11 protein-coding genes are annotated in these 17,335 nt (G+C 62.1%); 8 read left to right on the forward strand and 3 right to left on the reverse strand.

All coding sequences use genetic code 11. The features are described 5' to 3' along the window. Window positions 1-29: 29 nt before the first annotated feature. On the reverse strand, window positions 30-1,607 hold the full coding sequence (locus SFLMC1_RS09970) for a carboxypeptidase M32 (protein ID WP_152074079.1): 1,578 nt from the start codon (window positions 1,605-1,607) through the stop codon (window positions 30-32). A 505-nt stretch (window positions 1,608-2,112) separates the two neighbouring features. Between SFLMC1_RS09970 and pheS the strand changes: the two genes are divergently transcribed. From pheS to SFLMC1_RS10000, 6 genes are all read left to right on the forward strand, one after another. Beyond that, complete coding sequence (gene pheS / locus SFLMC1_RS09975; protein WP_040359117.1) at window positions 2,113-3,189, forward strand: phenylalanine--tRNA ligase subunit alpha; 1,077 nt, start codon at window positions 2,113-2,115, stop codon at window positions 3,187-3,189. A gap of 184 nt (window positions 3,190-3,373) precedes the next feature. Next, on the forward strand, window positions 3,374-5,827 hold the full coding sequence (gene pheT / locus SFLMC1_RS09980) for a phenylalanine--tRNA ligase subunit beta (RefSeq protein ID WP_152074078.1): 2,454 nt from the start codon (window positions 3,374-3,376) through the stop codon (window positions 5,825-5,827). A 248-nt stretch (window positions 5,828-6,075) separates the two neighbouring features. Then, on the forward strand, window positions 6,076-7,134 hold the full coding sequence (cbiM, locus tag SFLMC1_RS09985) for a cobalt transporter CbiM (RefSeq protein WP_152074077.1): 1,059 nt from the start codon (window positions 6,076-6,078) through the stop codon (window positions 7,132-7,134). 4 nt (window positions 7,135-7,138) lie between these two features. Further along, a complete protein-coding gene (locus tag SFLMC1_RS09990; RefSeq protein ID WP_152074076.1) occupies window positions 7,139-7,975 on the forward strand; it encodes an energy-coupling factor transporter transmembrane component T family protein in 837 nt (278 codons plus the stop codon). 44 nt (window positions 7,976-8,019) lie between these two features. Further along, window positions 8,020-8,790: an energy-coupling factor ABC transporter ATP-binding protein gene (locus SFLMC1_RS09995; RefSeq protein WP_152074075.1), complete on the forward strand. Its 771-nt coding sequence runs from the start codon at window positions 8,020-8,022 to the stop codon at window positions 8,788-8,790. A 79-nt stretch (window positions 8,791-8,869) separates the two neighbouring features. After that, window positions 8,870-9,718 carry a hypothetical protein gene (locus SFLMC1_RS10000; protein WP_152074074.1) on the forward strand — a complete coding sequence of 283 codons (849 nt, stop codon included), beginning with the start codon at window positions 8,870-8,872 and terminating at the stop codon, window positions 9,716-9,718. Here SFLMC1_RS10000 and SFLMC1_RS10005 read toward each other — a convergent pair. Further along, window positions 9,715-10,788, reverse strand: coding sequence for a hypothetical protein (locus SFLMC1_RS10005; RefSeq protein WP_152074073.1), 1,074 nt, complete (start codon window positions 10,786-10,788; stop codon window positions 9,715-9,717). The genes SFLMC1_RS10000 and SFLMC1_RS10005 overlap by 4 nt on opposite strands. A gap of 422 nt (window positions 10,789-11,210) precedes the next feature. Next, entirely contained in the window at window positions 11,211-12,671 is a 1,461-nt protein-coding gene (pyk, locus tag SFLMC1_RS10010) for a pyruvate kinase (RefSeq protein ID WP_152074072.1), read from the reverse strand. A 441-nt stretch (window positions 12,672-13,112) separates the two neighbouring features. Here pyk and SFLMC1_RS10015 point away from each other — a divergent pair, with 441 nt between their 5' ends. Together SFLMC1_RS10015 and rsgA are read left to right on the forward strand one after the other, a co-directional pair. Then, window positions 13,113-15,794, forward strand: coding sequence for a cation-translocating P-type ATPase (locus SFLMC1_RS10015; protein WP_152074071.1), 2,682 nt, complete (start codon window positions 13,113-13,115; stop codon window positions 15,792-15,794). A 478-nt stretch (window positions 15,795-16,272) separates the two neighbouring features. Continuing rightward, on the forward strand, window positions 16,273-17,226 hold the full coding sequence (gene rsgA / locus SFLMC1_RS10020) for a ribosome small subunit-dependent GTPase A (RefSeq protein ID WP_187323949.1): 954 nt from the start codon (window positions 16,273-16,275) through the stop codon (window positions 17,224-17,226). The last annotated feature ends 109 nt before the right edge of the window (window positions 17,227-17,335 follow it).

Below are 17,335 nucleotides of genomic sequence, written 5' to 3' on the forward strand. Positions count from 1 at the left end.
GCCCCTTTGCGTTGCGTGTTGCTTAAGCTTTACAGTTGGTACAGCGTGGTGAACTTGTCCTGCAGGTAGCTGCAGTAGTAATGGGCGTCAAAGGCCATGCCGCAGGCGCCCTTGATGAGCTCCGGCGCGTCCTTGGCGCGGCCCCACTGCCAAATGTGCTCGCCCAGCCAGGCACGGACGGGCGCCAGATCGCCGTCCGCGCAGGCACCGGTAAGGTCGACGCCGTCGCGGCACATGGCCGGCACGAACATGGCGTCGTAGGCGCTGCCCAGCGCATAGGTGGGGAAGTAGCCAAACGAACCGCCGCTCCAGTGCGTATCCTGCAGGCAGCCGTGCGTGTCGTCGGGAACGGGAATGCCCAGGTACTCATCCATGAAGCGGTTCCAAAGCGCGGGGATGTCCTCGGCCGTGGCCTCGCCGGCAAACAACATGCGCTCAATCTGGTAGCGCACCATAATGTGCAGCGGATAGGTGAGTTCGTCGGCCTCGGTGCGGATCAGTGAAGGCTGCGCGATGTTCACGGCGCGGTAGAGTGTGTCCTCGTCGACGTCGCCGTAGATCTCGGGTGCGTGGCGGCGCAGCACCTCGAGCAGCGGTCCCATAAAGGCGCGACTGCGGCCCACGGTGTTTTCGAAAAAGCGGCTCTGGCTCTCGTGGATGCCCATGGAGGTTCCACCCTCAAGACAGGTGCGCGCATAGGCGGGATTGACGCCCAGCTCGTACATGGCGTGGCCTGCCTCGTGGATGATGCTGTAGACGTTGGAGATGCAATCGTCCTCGTAGATGTGCGTCGCGACGCGCGCGTCACCCACAGCAAAGCCCTCGCTAAACGGGTGCTCGGTAAAGGCAAGCGTGGTGTCGTCCAGGTCCAGGCCGACAAGCTTCATCAGGTCGAAGCTCACGGCACGCTGGGCAGCCTCGGGCACGCGGGCGTGCAAAAAGTCGGCAGCCGGCTGCTGGCCGCGCTCGCCGATGGCGTGCACGAGCGGCACGACCGTGGCCTTGACCTCGTCGCAAAACGCATCGAAACTCTTGGCGGAAAGGCCGCGCTCGTACTGGTCGAGCCAAACATCGTATGGGTCGCGCTTGGGGTCCATGAGCTCGGCCTGATGCTTAAGCTGGGTGATGATTCTATCCACATAGGGCTCAAAGCTCGCCCAGTCATTGGCCGTCTTGGCCTTGTGCCACACGGCGTCGGCCTCGCAGGTGAGCCTGGTCCAGGTCTCGGCCTCCTCGGTGGGAATGACGCTGGCCTCGTGCTGGTCGCGGCCGAGCACGCGGATTTCATCGAGCAGCTGCGGGTCGTCGATCTTGCCGCCGGCAACGGTCTCGCGTGCCAGCGAGTGCACAAGTTCGACAGACTTTTTGCTGGTCAGCAGCTTGTGATGCTCGCCGGCAAGGGTGCCCATGGCGTCGGCGCGCGCCGCAGCGCCGTTGGCGGGAGCAATGGTCGCGCCGTCAAACTCGGCAATCTTGAGCAGGTATTCGCGGGTCCACAGCTTGCCCTCGAGCTTGCGGAATTTTTTGACGGCTTTGTTGACTTTAGCGGCGCCCTTGGCGGCCTTTGCCACGGCGCCCTTGGCCTTCTTATCGAGTTTCTTTCCCATACTGTATCCTTAATCTCGCAGGCCGAGCGCCGCAGGCGGGCGCACGGCCAGTTTGCACAGCTACCTGCTTTGTACCCAGCACAAACAAAACGGAACGCGGCGATACGCCCACACAATGTGGTATCCTATAGCCCAATGCGTTGACGGAGAGGGTTTTGCCCGCCGCGTCGCCGGCAAGAGAGGGAAGGTCATGGGCTGCAAGCCTTCCTGCGGTGACAAGGGCCAAGCGTTCACTCCCGAGCAGCGACCTCAACGGGCGCGCGGCCAGCGGCGGCGATGTCCCCAGTAGGGAAGCCGTGAGCCTCGCGACAAGGGGCAAAGAGTGGGCGCGGCGGGCCAGACATCCGTCGGGTCAAACAAGGTGGTACCGCGGAATTCAACCGTCCTTGGGCAATGCACATGCCCGAGGGCGGTTTTTTGTTACCGAACCGGGCCGCGTTTTCGCAACGTCAGACGGCGGCAGCCGCCTCGGCAAGCGGGGAGCGCGAGAGACGAAAGGGAAGACATGAGTCTGATTGATGACCTGGTCAAACTCGAGGAAGAGGCCAAGGAGCTCGTCGCAGGCGCCGACGACGCCGCCAAGCTCGAGGCCGCGCGCGTTGAGCTGCTCGGCCGCAAGGGCCGCATCACCGGCCTGATGCGCATGATGGGCAAGCTCGCCCCCGAGGATCGTCCCGTGATGGGCAAGCGCGCCAACGAGATGCGCCAGCTGATCGAGGGCATGCTCGACGAGCGCACGACCGAGATGAAGGCCGCCGCCCTCAAGCACGCACTCGAGCACGAGGCCGTCGACATCACGCTGCCGGGCATCCGTCCGCAGATCGGTCACCAGCACCTGATCAAGCAGATTATCGAGGAGGCCGAGGACATCTTCTGCGGTATCGGCTACACCGTCGAGTCCGGCCCCATGGTCGACACCTCCTATTACAACTTCACTGCGCTCAACGCCCCCATGGATCACCCGAGCCGCTCGGCCCGCGATACCTTCTACGTGGTCGACAACAACCCCGGCAGCGTCGCGCACCCCGAGGCTCACGCCCACGGCGAGTCCGACGTGCTGCTGCGCACCCAGACTTCGGGCGTGCAGATCCACACCATGGAGTCGCAAAAGCCGCCCATCTACATGATCTGCCCGGGCACCGTCTACCGTCCCGACACGGCCGACGCCTGCCATCTGCCGCAGTTCAACCAGATCGAGGGCCTGGTCGTCGACGAGGGTATCACCTTTGGCGACCTGAAGGGCACGCTCGACTACTTCGTCAAGTGCATGTTTGGCGAGGACCGCAAGACGCGCTACCGTCCGCACTTCTTCCCCTTCACCGAGCCTTCCTGCGAGGTGGACGTGAGCTGCCACGTGTGCGGCGGCAAGGGCTGCAACTTCTGCAAGCATAGCGGCTGGATCGAGATCCTGGGCTGCGGCATGGTTGACCCCAACGTCCTGATCAACTGCGGCATCGACCCCGAGAAGTACACCGGCTTCGCCTTTGGTATTGGCGCCGAGCGCGTCGCAGCCCTGCGCTACGACTTGCCCGACCTCAGAACGCTGATGACGGGCGATATGCGTTTCCTGAATCAGTTCTAGGCTGCGGCTTGCCCAAGCACGGCACCTCGGCGCTCATTCGTCGCTTGCGTACCAAAGTACGCGGCGCTCCTCTTTCGGGCCGATCTGCCGCACTTGGACAACCCTCGCTTTGTAAGGAATGTTCACAAAGTTGAAGTTTCCACCTGCATCTCTTCGCAGGCTTTCAGTATGAAAGGAGAGCTAGATGCGTGTTTCTTACGACTGGCTCAAGACCATGATCGATATTCCGGAGGATCCCAAGACCCTTTCGGACGAATATATCCGTACCGGCACCGAGGTCGAGGCGATCGACACCGTGGGCGAGTCCTTTGACCACGTGGTGACTGCCAAGGTGCTCACCAAGACCCCGCACCCCGATAGCGACCATATGTATGTGTGCTCGGTCGACGTGGGTGACAAGAACCTCGACGCTGACGGCAATCCCGCTCCGCTGCAGATCGTCTGCGGCGCGCAGAACTTCGAGGCCGGCGATCACATCGTCACGGCCATGATCGGCGCTGTCCTGCCCGGCGACGTCAAGATCAAGAAGAGCAAGCTTCGCGGCGTCGTGTCCATGGGCATGAACTGTTCCGCGCGCGAGCTCGGTCTGGGCGGTGACCACTCCGGCATCATGATCCTGCCCGAGGACACGCCCTGCGGCATGCCGTTTGCCGAGTACGTGGGCTCGAGCGACACCGTGCTCGACTGCGAGATCACGCCCAACCGTCCCGATTGCCTGTCCATGATCGGCATGGCCCGCGAGACCGGCGCCATCTTCGATCGCGATTTCCACGTTGAGCTGCCCGCCATCAAGGCCGAGACCGGCCGCGCGACCGACGACGAGCTTTCGGTCGAGATTGCCGACGAGGGCCTGTGCGACCGCTACGTTGCCCGCATCGTGCGCAATGTGAAGGTCGGTCCGTCGCCCGACTGGATGGTCAAGCGCCTCAACGCCCTGGGCGTGCGCCCGCACAACAACATCGTCGACATCACCAACTATGTGATGATGCTCACCGGTCAGCCGCTGCACGCCTTTGATCTGGACACCTTTGCCGCGCGCGATGGCCATCGCCGCGTGGTGGTTCGCGCCGCCCAGCAGGATGAGAAGTTCACGACGCTCGACGGCGAGGAGCGCGTGCTCGACGCCGGCATGGGCCTGATTACCGACGGCGAGCGCCCCGTGGCGCTGGCCGGCGTTATGGGCGGCATGGATTCCGAGATCGAGGACGATACCGTCGACGTGATGGTTGAGAGCGCCTGCTTCAACGCCGGCCGCACCTCGCACACCAGCCGCGACCTGTCACTGATCTCCGACGCCTCCATTCGCTTTGAGCGCCAGGTTGACGAAACCGGCTGCGTGGACGTCGCCAACGTCACGTGCGCGCTTATCGAGGAGATCGCCGGCGGCGAGGTCGCTCCCGGCTATGTCGACGTTTTCCCCGCGCCCAAGATCATCGACAGCATTAAGCTGCGCCTGGCCCGCGTGCGCGCCATCTGCGGTGCCGACATCGAGCCCGACTTTATCGAGCGTTCGCTCACCCGTCTGGGCTGCACCGTCGAGCGCGACGGCGAGGACTTCATGGTCACCCCGCCGAGCTTCCGTCCCGACCTGCCGCGCGAGATCGACCTGATCGAGGAGGTCCTGCGCCTGTGGGGCATGGGCCGCGTGACGGCAACCATCCCGGCTGCCAAGAACCACATCGGCGGCCTGACCCGCGAGCAGAAGCTCACCCGTAAGGTCGGCGAGATCCTGCGCGCCTGCGGCCTCAACGAGACCACGACTTTTGGCTTTGCCGCCCCGGGCGACCTGGAGAAGATCGGTATGTCCACCGAGGGCCGCGGTTGCCCCGTGGTGCTCATGAACCCGCTGGTGGCCGAGCAGACCGAGATGCGTCGTTCGCTGCTGCCGGGCCTGCTGCAGTCCGTGGCCTACAACGAGGCCCACGGTACGCCCAACGTGCACCTGTATGAGGTCGGGAGCCTGTTCCACGGCCGCGCGAACGCCAGCCTGCCCAAGGAGACCAAGTCCGTGGCGGGCGTGCTCTCGGGCCAGTGGAGCGATCAGTCCTGGAATATGAAGTACCGCAAGCTGCGCTTCTTCTTTGGCAAGGGCATTGTCGAGGAGCTGCTCGCCCAGCTGCGCATCGAGAAGGTTCGCTTCCGTCCCGTCGAGGGCGAGGGCTACGCTTTCTTGCAGCCGGGTCGTGCCGCCGAGGTTCTGTCCGGCGGCACCGTGCTGGGCTGGGTCGGCGAGATCCACCCCGAGGCGCGCGAGGCCTGCGGCATCGATGAGGTCGTCGTTGCCTTTGAGCTCGATCTGGACAAGCTGATCAAGGGCGCCCGCAACCAGGAGAACTACCGCGAGTTCTCGCAGTACCCGGCTGTTGAGCACGACCTGGCTATCGTGGTCGATAATTCCGTGACCTGCGAGGATCTTGAGCGCCGTATTACCAGCGCCGGCGGCAAGCTGCTCGAGGGCGTGCGCCTGTTCGACGTCTACCGCGATCCGGTCCGCGTGGGCGTGGGCAAAAAGTCCATGGCCTTCGCGCTTACGTATCGCTCCGATGACCATACGCTCACCAGCGAGGAGGTCGAGAAGGCGCACCAGAAGATCGTCACCAAGGTGTGCAAGGGCGTAAACGGCGAGGTCCGCGGCTAGAGCTTGCGCCGGGAGCGCAGGGCCTAGTGGCGGTTGCTGTGGGCTCTGCGTGACCGCGGTGTTCGGAATAAGGCACCGTTGATCCTGCATATATGACACGCGCATTACAAAACGGCGTGCTGCTTTGTCGGCAGCGCGCCGGTTTGCTATGATAGCCCGCGGCGTGTTACGAATATGATATTACGTAACACTGGCAAGGTGATTCAAGCGGCGTTGCAATTCCGTGCGCCGATAACCGGGAGGCGTATATGCACATTCCAGACAACTACCTGTCCCCACAGACCGATGCCGTTATGGCGGTGGCGATGGTGCCCGTATGGGTCCACTGCATCAAGAAGGTGCGTGCCACGCTCGATCGCGAGCACATGGCGTTCTTGGGCATTTGCGCCGCATTCTCCTTTTTGCTCATGATGTTCAACGTGCCGCTACCTGGCGGCACCACTGGTCACGCTGTTGGCGGCTCGCTCATCGCGCTGCTGCTGGGCCCCGAGGCTGCTGCCATTGCAGTCTCGGTTGCACTCGCGCTGCAGGCGCTGCTGTTTGGCGATGGCGGCGTTCTGTCCTTTGGCGCCAACTGCTTTAACATGGCCTTTGTGCTGCCGTTTGTCGCTGCTATCGTGTTCCGTGCGCTCAACAGCCGTCTGCACGACAAGAGCTGGGGCACCTCGGTTTCTGCCATCGTGAGCGGTTGGGTCGGCCTGTGCCTGGCGGCCCTGTGCGCGGCGATCGAGTTTGGCATTCAGCCGATGCTCTTCACCAACGCCTCGGGTGCTCCGCTTTACTGCCCCTTCCCGCTGTCCGTGGCTATTCCGGCCATGTTGATCCCGCATATGCTGGTTGCCGGCGTAGTCGAGGGCGTGGCGACGGCCGCCATCTTCGGTTTCATTAAGAAGACGGCGCCGAGCATTATCGTCGGGCCTGAGGCCGTCGATGGCCAGCTTGCTGCCGAGGGCGCAACCGCCAAGAAGACTTCTCTGGTTCCCACGCTCATCTTGGTTGCCGTGCTTGTCGTGGCCACGCCGCTGGGCCTGCTGGCCACGGGTGACGCTTGGGGTGAGTGGGACGCCGAGGGCGCCGCGACCGCCGTTCAGGAGGCTGGCGACAACAGCCTGCAGGCTTCGGTCGGCCTCGATACCCCGACCTTTGCCGACGCTCTGCCTACGGGCGATTATCTGCAGGCCTATTCCGAGGAGCAGGGCCTTGGCTTTGCCGGCCAGGCTGCCATGTATATCCTTTCCGGTGTGATTGGCGTGGCGGTGCTCACCATCGCATTCCGTCTGATTTCGTTGACGGTTAAGGAAAACTGAGCGCATGCAGATGGTCGAGCTGCCTAGCTGGCTTGCGGTCGAGCAGCGATACGAGCCCGCGGGGGCTCGGCATCGTGTGATGCAAAAGAACGTCCTGCACCTGGCGAGCCTGCTTGAGCGGGTTCGCCTGGGCGGAGGCGCTCACGAGGGCGGGTCGATAATCGACCGCGCCCTTTCTTCCGTTTCGGCTCCGGTACGTTTGGTGGGGATGTTCGTCTGCGTTCTGTGCGTGTGTCTGACGCAAAGCCCGCTGTATCTGATGTTGATGGCGGCGATCGCGTTGGTGCTGGTTGCGGTGCGCCCCGCACGCGGGCTGCGCGCGACCTTTGTACCGGCGCTCGGCGCCATGGGGCTTGCGGTGGTTCTGGCGCTGCCTGCCCTGCTGCTGGGCGCGTCTGCCACGGGTGCCATGCTCAAGATCGCGCTCAAGACGTTCATTAATGTGTCGCTGGTGCTGGGCGTTTCGTGGACCCTCACGTGGAGCCGCATGTCGGCGGCACTCAAGATGCTGCATCTACCCGACGAGGTCATCTTTACGTTTGATATGGCACTCAAGCATATCGAGGTGCTGGGCCGCACGGCGCATGATCTGTGCGAATCGGTCATGCTGCGCAGCGTCGGTTCCGCGCCTGCGGGTTTTTCGCGCACTGACTCGCTGGCGGGTATCATGGGCATGACGTTTATCAAGGCGATGGAATGCAGCCACGCGATGGACGAGGCCATGCTGTGCCGCGGCTTTGCCGGCGTGTATCCGGCGCCTGCACGGAGCGGCTTTGGCTGGCGCGACGCGGTCTATACGGCCGCCGTGGCGCTGTTTGCGGTGCTGTGCGCTGTGCTGTAGTGCGGGCGGTCGGACCGTCGATATGAATAGGGAAGGGCGACGTTTTGGCAAGGGATACGAATGGCGCGATGGGCGTGTGCGGTGCTGCTAGCGCCGAGGCCACGCCGCTCATCGAGCTGCGCGACGTGGTGTTTTCCTATGCGGGGCATACGGTTGTCGATGGCGTGTCGCTGCAGGTCGATCGTGGGGAGCTCGTTGCCCTGCTCGGTCCCAACGGCTGCGGTAAGACGACGATTATGCGCCTTATTAATGGCCTTGAACTCGCGGATGCAGGGGCATACCTGTTTGACGGGCACGTGATCGATGCGGCGTTTCTAAAGGATGCCGCGGCCGCTCAGCGTTTTCATCAGCGCGTGGGCTTTGTGTTCCAGAATGCCGACGCCCAGCTGTTCTGCGCTACGGTGGGCGAGGAAGTTGCTTTTGGTCCCGGGCAGATGGGGTTGCCGGCAGACGAGCTCGAGCGCCGCGTGCGCGATGCCATGGGGCTGTTCCAGGTTGCCGACCTTGCCGACGCCTCTCCCTATCAGCTCTCGGGCGGGCAAAAGAAGCGCGTTGCACTCGCTGCGGTGGTGTCGATGAACCCGGATATCTTGGTCCTCGACGAGCCTACCAATGGGCTCGATGAGGATTCATGCGACATCGTGGTCAACTTCTTGCTGGCCTACGTCGCGGCGGGTAAGACGGTCTTGATGAGCACACATCACCAGGATTTGGTGCGACGTCTGGGTGCCCGTGCAATCTATATCGATCGATATCACCATGTGGTCGAGGTGCCTTCACCGTCGTATGGAACCGAAAGCGGTGCTACGGACTAGTTGCTGCGTAGAGCGTGCGTAGCCGCCCGCGCGGCTTTGCCGTGATGGTATAGTTATCCAGGTTTTTATGGGGGTGGCTATGCCAAGCTGGAACATTCATATCGCTCAGACGGAGCGTTTGCTGGAGCGCACCGGAGCGCTTGCCAATAGCGTGCGCGACCGCAATGCCTTTTTGTTTGGCTGCGTGGTTCCGGATATCTTCGTGGGCTATATGGTCCCTGGCATCGCCGATCCCATCCCGTACCGCATTACACACTTTGCCAAGCCTGAGCCCATCCCAAAGCCTCGTGAGCATGAGTTCTGGGATACCTATGTGGCACCGTTGCTTAAAGGTTCGCCCACCGGTGCGCCGGCCGCGGCGACCTCGATTATCGAGGAACGCGAGCGATTGAACCGCGTGCACTATCCCCAGCGCTACAAGGATGCCGAGCCGGTTGCCGGTCCCGGCGCCTGTGAGTTCTCGCTTGCGTCCGAAGATGTGGCGCAGTCGCTGCTCGATTTAACGCTGGGCGTCTGGTCACATCTGGTGGCCGACACGGTATGGAACACGCGTGTGAACCAGTATCTGGAGGCGCACGGCGGCAAGCCGTGTGAGGAGTTCCGCATTAAAAAGCAAGGCGACTTTGACTGGTTTGGTAAGACGCTGGGCATTGTTTCCATCCCGCGTGCGACTGATCGCCTGTATACCGCTGCGACGCGTTTTGGGCAGTATCCCATCCATAAGGAGTATGTTCTCAAGACCATCGGCGTCATGCACGAGATTGTACGCGAAAACCCCGGCGAGCCCGATCATCCGCCGTATCGCCTACTGACCAAGGAGTTCTTCGACGCAACATTTACCGAGGTCATCGAGCTGACCGAGGCAGGATATGCGGCTCGCGTCGCCGCTCCTGACGTTCCCGCAGTCCCCCTGATCGCTATCTGCTAGCCGGTTGGCTTAACGGTGAACAATTCATCCCAATTGACCAACAGCTCCCGTCGCAGGGCATCTTCGCTGGCGCGTTCCTGATCGGTCTTTGGGATGTAGGGGAGCCCCGCCTTTTTATGAATGAGCTCGGCGATGTTGTTAAAGCTCTTCGTGTCTTTGATTTGCTCATAGGTTATCTGGATAACGTCATAGCCCATGCTGGTGAGGGCGGTGGTGCGCTCGGCATCGGAGAGGCTTGCGGCTTCGCCATTGTGGGCGGAACGGCCTTGGCATTCCAAGATGACGCCCATGCTGTCGGTGTTGCTCTCGATGAGGATATCGGCGTAGCAGCAGGTTTTATCATACAGTGAGCGCGCGGCGTCGCTGAGTGGGATGCGCACGTTGTTTGCGATGTTGATGCCCATGCCGCCCTCGTTGCGGGGGAGCGAGACAAGCATGGAGGTCTGTACTTCGAAGGGCGAGGCGGTCTGCCCCGTCATGTGCTCGGCCGCCCAGCGCAGTTGTTTAACGCCGCGCAGGCCTGCGGCCTGCTTGGCGAACGCGGAGATATCCGCTGCGGAAAGAAGCGGCGTGCGCTTCCACAAATTGGTGTCATTGCCGTTGTTGTCGACAACGCGTTTCCAACCACAGTCAGGCGGAATGAACTTAAGCGAAATAGCTTCATCAAGTTGTTGTTGCGTTCGCTCGCAGGGCCTAAACACTGCAAAGGAGCCGCACATCTCGTAGCAAGCCATGAGTAGCTGGTTGCGTGAGACCTGCGTAGAAAGGTTGAGCAGTGTGAACTCCGGGGATGTGACATCAAACCCATGCTCAGTCTGCCTAAACGACCCGGGAGGCGGCTCTTGGGTCAGGAGGTGCGATTTAAACAGGCTTCGCGACCCAGATTGTGCCCGAGTAAATACAAGCCTGTGAAGCGGTGCGTGAAGCAGGTCTTTTACAAATGCATGACTTCCGAGGCCGCAACATCTGCGATCCATATTGCCAAGGCTAATGGCGGGGTAAAGGCCTAATACCTGCGGCGGGATACGGTGATAGCAAAAAGCGGATTGACCGCATAGCGTCAGGTCCATGACGTCCTCCTGGTCGAAATGTGCTTTTGGGCCGTGCGATGCCAGTGTCAATTCGGAAGTATGCGGCAAAATCTGAATCCTGTGAGCAGACCTGGCTTTTGAGGCCAGTTTATCAGGCATTTTGTTGCGAAAAAACGGGGTGTGCTCGGAGGTCTCAGAATTTGCCGCATACTTCCGAAAACACGGTCGATCCGGCTCTTGCTAAAACGATTTAGCGGCGTCGGTTAAAGTGTGGGTTTGCCACCGGGCGAACACTTTTAGCGTTTGGGACTTTATTTTTGGGGCCTCGAAGGGTGGATTTCGCGCTTTTGGTAAAGAAATGAGTGCGTGTTTTGCCGTGTGCCGGCATTGGCACAGAAAAAGGGCTCGGAAGGCATTGCCTTCCGAGCCCTTTACAATGCAAATCTGCTTGCAAGTACGACTTAGCGCACCTGAGCGACGTAAGCGACGTTGGTCGAGGAGACTTTGTCCTCGAGCTGGACACTCATGCGGGGATCGCCGGCGGTGGCGACGGTCAGATCGCCGGTCTCGACGTAGCCGAGCTCCTTAGCGGTCTCGATTGCCTTGACGATCGTGCCATTGACGGTGCCCTGCGTGATGGCAGCCTGATGCGGGATAACGCCCCAGTACATGATCATCTGCTGAACGGCCCACTCGTGGCGGGAGAATGCGCAGATCGGCATGTTGGGACGGAAGTGCGAGATCAGGCGAGCGGTACGACCGGTGGTCGTCGGCACGGTGATGCACTTGGCGCCAACGGTGGTGGCCATGTTCACAGCGGACAGGCCCACAACGTTGTTAACGACACGGGTGCCGTGAGCATCAGCCGGAACCTCGAGCGGAGCGTGGGCCGGGAGGTACTTCTCGGTCTCGAGAGCAATGCAGGCCTGCATCTTAACAGCCTCGACCGGGTACTTACCGGCAGCGGACTCGCCAGAGAGCATAACGGCGTCGGTGCCGTCGTAGATGGCGTTAGCAACGTCGGCAACCTCGGCGCGCGTCGGGCGCGGGTTCTGCTGCATGGAGTCGAGCATCTGCGTAGCGGTGATGACGGGCTTGTAGGCCGCGTTGCACTTGGCGATGATCTCCTTCTGGATGTGGGGAACGAGCTCGGGCTTGATCTCGATGCCCAGGTCGCCACGGGCGACCATGATGCCGTCGGAAGCCTCGAGGATATCGTCGAAGTTCTCGACGCCCAGGGCGCACTCGATCTTCGGGAAGATCGTCACGTGCTCGCCACCGTTCTCGCGGCAAAGCTCGCGGATGCCGCGGACGGACTCGCCGTCACGGATGAAGGAAGCCGCGATGTAGTCGATGTTCTCGGTCAGGCCGAAGAGGATGTCCTGACGATCGCGCTCGGTGATGGCGGGCAGTGAGATGTTGACGTTGGGCATGTTGACGCCCTTGCGCTCGCCGATCAGGCCGTCGTTCTTAACGACGCAGGTCATGTCCTGGCCGCTGACGGACTCGACCTCGAGGGCAACCAGGCCGTCATCGATCAGGATGAGGGAGCCCTTCTCGACCTCGGAGGGCAGAGCCAGGTAGTCGAGGGAGATGTGCTCAGCGGTGCCGTGGAAATCCTCGGACGTGGGCTGAGCGGTGACGACGATCTTGTCGCCGGTCTTGACGGCAACCTTCTTGCCGTCGACCAAAAGGCCGGTGCGGACCTCGGGGCCCTTGGTGTCGAGCAGGATGCCGACGGGCATGCCGAGCTCCTTGGAAATACGGCGGACGCGCTCGATGCGATCGTGGTGCTCGTCGTAGGAGCCGTGCGAGAAGTTAAAACGGGCGACGTTCATGCCCGCCTTGATCATCTCGCGGATGGTCTCGTCGCTATCGCAGGCGGGACCCATGGTGCATACAATCTTGGTGCGCTTGTACATTCAGACCTCCATCTGACATCGTCTTGCGCTGATAGATAAACCATAAGAAATAAAACCGAGATGATTATAACGAAATGCCGACCGAATACCCCAAAAAATCGCCCGCATGCCGAATTAGAAGTTCATTTTTTGCAGGAAAACGGTATATGAAAAATCTTTATCAACCGTTCTAACCGCTGCTATCTGGGCGATATTTCAGTTTGACGATGCGCTGAAGAAAAAGCGTTTTATCAATGTCGAACATCACACGGTCTGCGCCGTTGCTTACAGTCCGTATTTCCAAATGGATTGTTTTGGCTAGACGCGCTGCTTTGGGGTACCATAGCTCCACTATCAACTGCCGCTCAGCACGGCAGCCTTGATGAGCCCTTGCCCTTCTCCTGGGAATTATGATCGGGCATCAATCTGCTGAGTGGCCCGAATCCCAGGAGGGGACTCTATATGCAAAAGGAATACCTGTCCGCCGCGGCGGAGGTGCTCAGCGACCAAGGTGTCGATGAGGACCTCGGCTTGAGCACCGGCGAGGCTTCATCGCGTCTTGCCAAGACAGGCCCTAACAAGCTTGAGGAAGCCGAGAAGACACCGCTGTGGAAGCGGTTCTTTGAGCAGATGGCAGACCCCATGGTCATCATGTTGATCGCGGCCGCGGTTATCAGCGCGCTCACGGGCATGGTCAAGGGCGAGCCCGATTTTGCCGACGTCGCCATCATCATGTTCGTCGTTATCGTCAACTCGGTGCTGGGCGTGGTCCAGGAGGCTAAAAGCGAGGAGGCCCTCGAGGCGCTGCAGGAGATGAGCGCAGCGCAGTCCAAGGTGCTGCGCGACGGCAAGCTCGTGCACCTGCCGAGCTCCGAGCTCGTGCCCGGCGACGTGATCATGCTCGAGGCTGGCGATTCCGTCCCGGCCGACTGCCGCGTCCTCGAGAGCGCCACGATGAAGATCGAGGAGGCCGCACTCACCGGCGAGTCCGTGCCGGTCGAGAAGCACGCCAACGTGATCGAGCTCGCCGCGGGCACCGACGACGTGCCGCTCGGCGACCGCAAGAACATGTGCTACATGGGTTCCACCGTGGTGTACGGCCGTGGTCGCGCCGTCGTGGTCGGCACCGGTATGAACACCGAGATGGGCAAGATTGCCGGCGCCCTGGCCGAGGCCAAGGAAGAGCTCACGCCGCTGCAGGTGAAGCTTGCCGAGCTCAGCCGCATCCTCACCATTATGGTGCTTGTCATCTGCGTCGTGATCTTTGGCGTTGACATCCTCCGCCACGGCGTGGGCAACGTCCTTACCGACCCGACTGCCCTGCTCGACACCTTTATGGTTGCCGTCTCGCTCGCCGTCGCCGCCATCCCCGAGGGCCTGGTCGCCGTCGTGACCATCGTGCTTTCGCTCGGCGTGACCAAGATGGCCAAGCGCCAGGCGATCATCCGCAAACTCTCTGCCGTCGAGACGCTCGGCTGCACGCAGACCATCTGCTCGGACAAGACCGGCACGCTTACCCAGAACAAAATGACCGTCGTCAAGCACGAGCTCGCTGCGCCCAAGGAGAAGTTCCTGGCCGGCATGGCGCTGTGCTCCGATGCCCAGTGGGACGAGGAGCTGGGCGAGGCCGTGGGCGAGCCGACCGAGTGCGCACTCGTCAATGATGCCGGCAAGGCTGGTCTTACTGGTCTGACTGCCGAGCACCCGCGCGTGGGCGAGGCGCCGTTCGACTCGGGCCGTAAGATGATGTCCGTGGTCGTCGAGACCCTGGACGGCGAGTACGAGCAGTACACCAAGGGCGCGCCCGACGTGGTGATCGGCCTGTGCACCCACATCTATGACGGTGAGAAGGTCGTTCCGCTGACTGAGGAGCGCCGCGCCGAGCTCGTGGCAGCCAACAAGGCCATGGCCGACGAGGCCCTGCGCGTGCTGGCGCTGGCGAGCCGCACCTACGCCGAGGTTCCCGCCGACTGCAGCCCCGCTGCGCTCGAGCACGACCTGGTCTTCTGCGGCCTGTCCGGCATGATCGACCCGGTCCGTCCCGAGGTGGCCGACGCCATCCGCGAGGCGCACGACGCCGGTATCCGCACCGTCATGATCACGGGCGACCATATCGACACCGCCGTGGCCATCGCCAAGCAGCTGGGCATCGTCGCCAATCGCAGCCAGGCCATCACCGGTGCCGACCTCGATCGCATGAGTGACGAGGAGCTCGATGCACACATCGAGGACTACGGCGTGTACGCCCGTGTCCAGCCCGAGCACAAGACCCGTATCGTCGAGGCTTGGAAGTCGCGTGACCAGATCGTCGCCATGACGGGCGACGGCGTCAACGACGCCCCGTCCATCAAGCGCGCCGACATCGGCGTGGGTATGGGCATCACCGGCACCGACGTTACCAAGAACGTCTCCGACATGGTGCTTGCCGACGACAACTTCGCCACCATCATCGGTGCCTGCGAAGAGGGTCGCCGTATCTACGACAACATCCGCAAGGTCATCCAGTTCCTGCTTTCGGCCAACCTTGCCGAGGTGTTCTCGGTGTTTATCGCCACGCTCATCGGCTTTACCATCTTCCAGCCGGTGCAGCTGCTGTGGGTGAACCTGGTCACCGACTGCTTCCCTGCGCTTGCACTGGGCATGGAGGACGCCGAGGGCGACATCATGAAGCGCAAGCCGCGCAACGCCAAGGACGGCGTCTTTGCCGGCAACATGGGTCTGGACTGCGTGGTCCAGGGCCTGATCATCACCGTGCTGGTGCTGGCGAGCTTCTTTGTGGGCGTGTACTTTGACATGGGCTACATCCACATCGCCGATATGATCGCCGGCAATGCCGACGAGGAAGGCGTGATGATGGCCTTCATCACGCTCAACATGGTCGAGATCTTCCACTGCTTCAATATGCGCAGCCGTCGCACGTCGCTGTTTAAGATGAAGAAGCAGAACAAGTGGCTGTGGGCATCGGCCGCGCTGGCGCTGGTGCTGACGGTGATCGTGACCGTGCAGCCGACGCTTGCCGAGATGTTCTTTGGCCCCGTGACGCTTGAACTCAAGGGCGTTATCGCCGCGCTGGGACTTGCCTTCCTGATCATTCCGCTGATGGAGATTTACAAGGCGATCATGCGCGCGGTCGAAAAAGAGTAACGTTCCTGTCCGGGCCCGACCGCCTGCGGGGTTTCCACGGGCACGTCCTCGCCGCTTTGCGGCTGCGGGATGTGCCCTTAGGAAACCCCTCCCGGCGGGCGGGCCCTGCGGTATCCTTGCTGGCTTTTCTCCCGTGCGGATGAAAAGGGCTGAGGGAAAGTTTGTGAGCTGGTCGGGCTTTGCCCGGCCGGCTCTTTTTGATTTAAAATACCTGCTCAGTTGTGATTTTGGGTGCTGGGAGGCGTTTGTGGCTAAGGCTAAGGCTAAGGCGAAGAAAAAGACAACGGGGGCGCGGGCTAAGCGTGACCGTCGTCGGAAGCTCGCGACCGAGGCCCCCGCATCTGCTGAGGAGTTGCTGGCAAGCGTACCGGGGCTTGACGCACTGCAGGATATTCCGGCGTTCGACGATCTGCCGGTCGATGCGGCTCAGCAGGCTGCCTTCGATGATTTTTGCACTCATGCTGAGAAATCCGAGCAGATGCAGCTGGGTGCCGTGGTGCGCCTCGACCGCGGTTTTCCGCTGGTGGCGACTGCCGGTGATACCTTCCGTGCCGAGCATGCCGTGGGGTTTGCCAAGTCGCGTGGCGAGGACGAAGTTCTGCTGCCCGCCGTGGGCGACCGCGTGGCGGTGCGTCGTGCGCCCGGGCATGACATGGGCGTAATCGAGTGCGTGCTGCCACGCCGTACGAGTTTTGAGCGTTGGCGCGGACGCGCTCGCGGCGAACGTCAGGTGCTTTGCTCCAATGTGGATAGCGTGCTGATCGTGCAGGCGCTCGGCGCCGGCGAGGTGCTGCTCGATCGCGTGGCGCGCTCACTGGTGTTGGCGCTCGATTGCGATGCCGAGCCGGTGGTGGTGCTCACCAAGGCCGACCGCTGCGACGCCGATGAGCTCGAGCGCGATCTGGACCGCGTGCGCCGTCTGGTGGGTCCGGACGCGCGCGTGATCGTGACGTCTTCTGCCGAGGGCCTCGGCCTGGACGAGGTGCGCGCCTGCGTGCCGGCTGGGAGCTGTGCCATGATCTTGGGCGAGTCGGGTGCCGGCAAGTCAACGCTGCTCAATGCGTTGCTGGGCCACGATGCGCTGGCCACCGGCGGCGTGCGCGAGCGTGATGACCAAGGTCGCCACACCACGGTTGCGCGCGTGATGGTGGCGCTGCCGGGCGACGCCGGCGTGATCGCCGATGCCCCGGGCCTGCGCAGCCTGCCGCTCGTGGGTCACGAGCGGGGTCTGGCGCGCGCCTTCCCCGAGATCGTCGAGGCGTCGCGTGCGTGCCGGTTTGGCGATTGCACGCACACCCATGAGCCGGGTTGTGCCGTTCGCGAGGCCGAGGACGCGGGGCAGATCGACAGCCTGCGTCTGGAGACGTTCCAAAACCTGGCGTCATCCATGCGCGTGAGTGCCCAAATACTCGACCCCGATGTCCATCTGTAATTGATTTTTCCTATGACAGCCGCCTCCCAACTGCTTGGGAGGCGGCTTTTTTGCTGCCAAAGCGCCTTGAAATATGCGTTTTGCCGACGTTCTGACCAAAACCTTGCCA

This window comes from Collinsella aerofaciens, assembly GCF_901212495.1.
Classification (GTDB): Bacteria; Actinomycetota; Coriobacteriia; order Coriobacteriales; family Coriobacteriaceae; genus Collinsella; species Collinsella aerofaciens_H.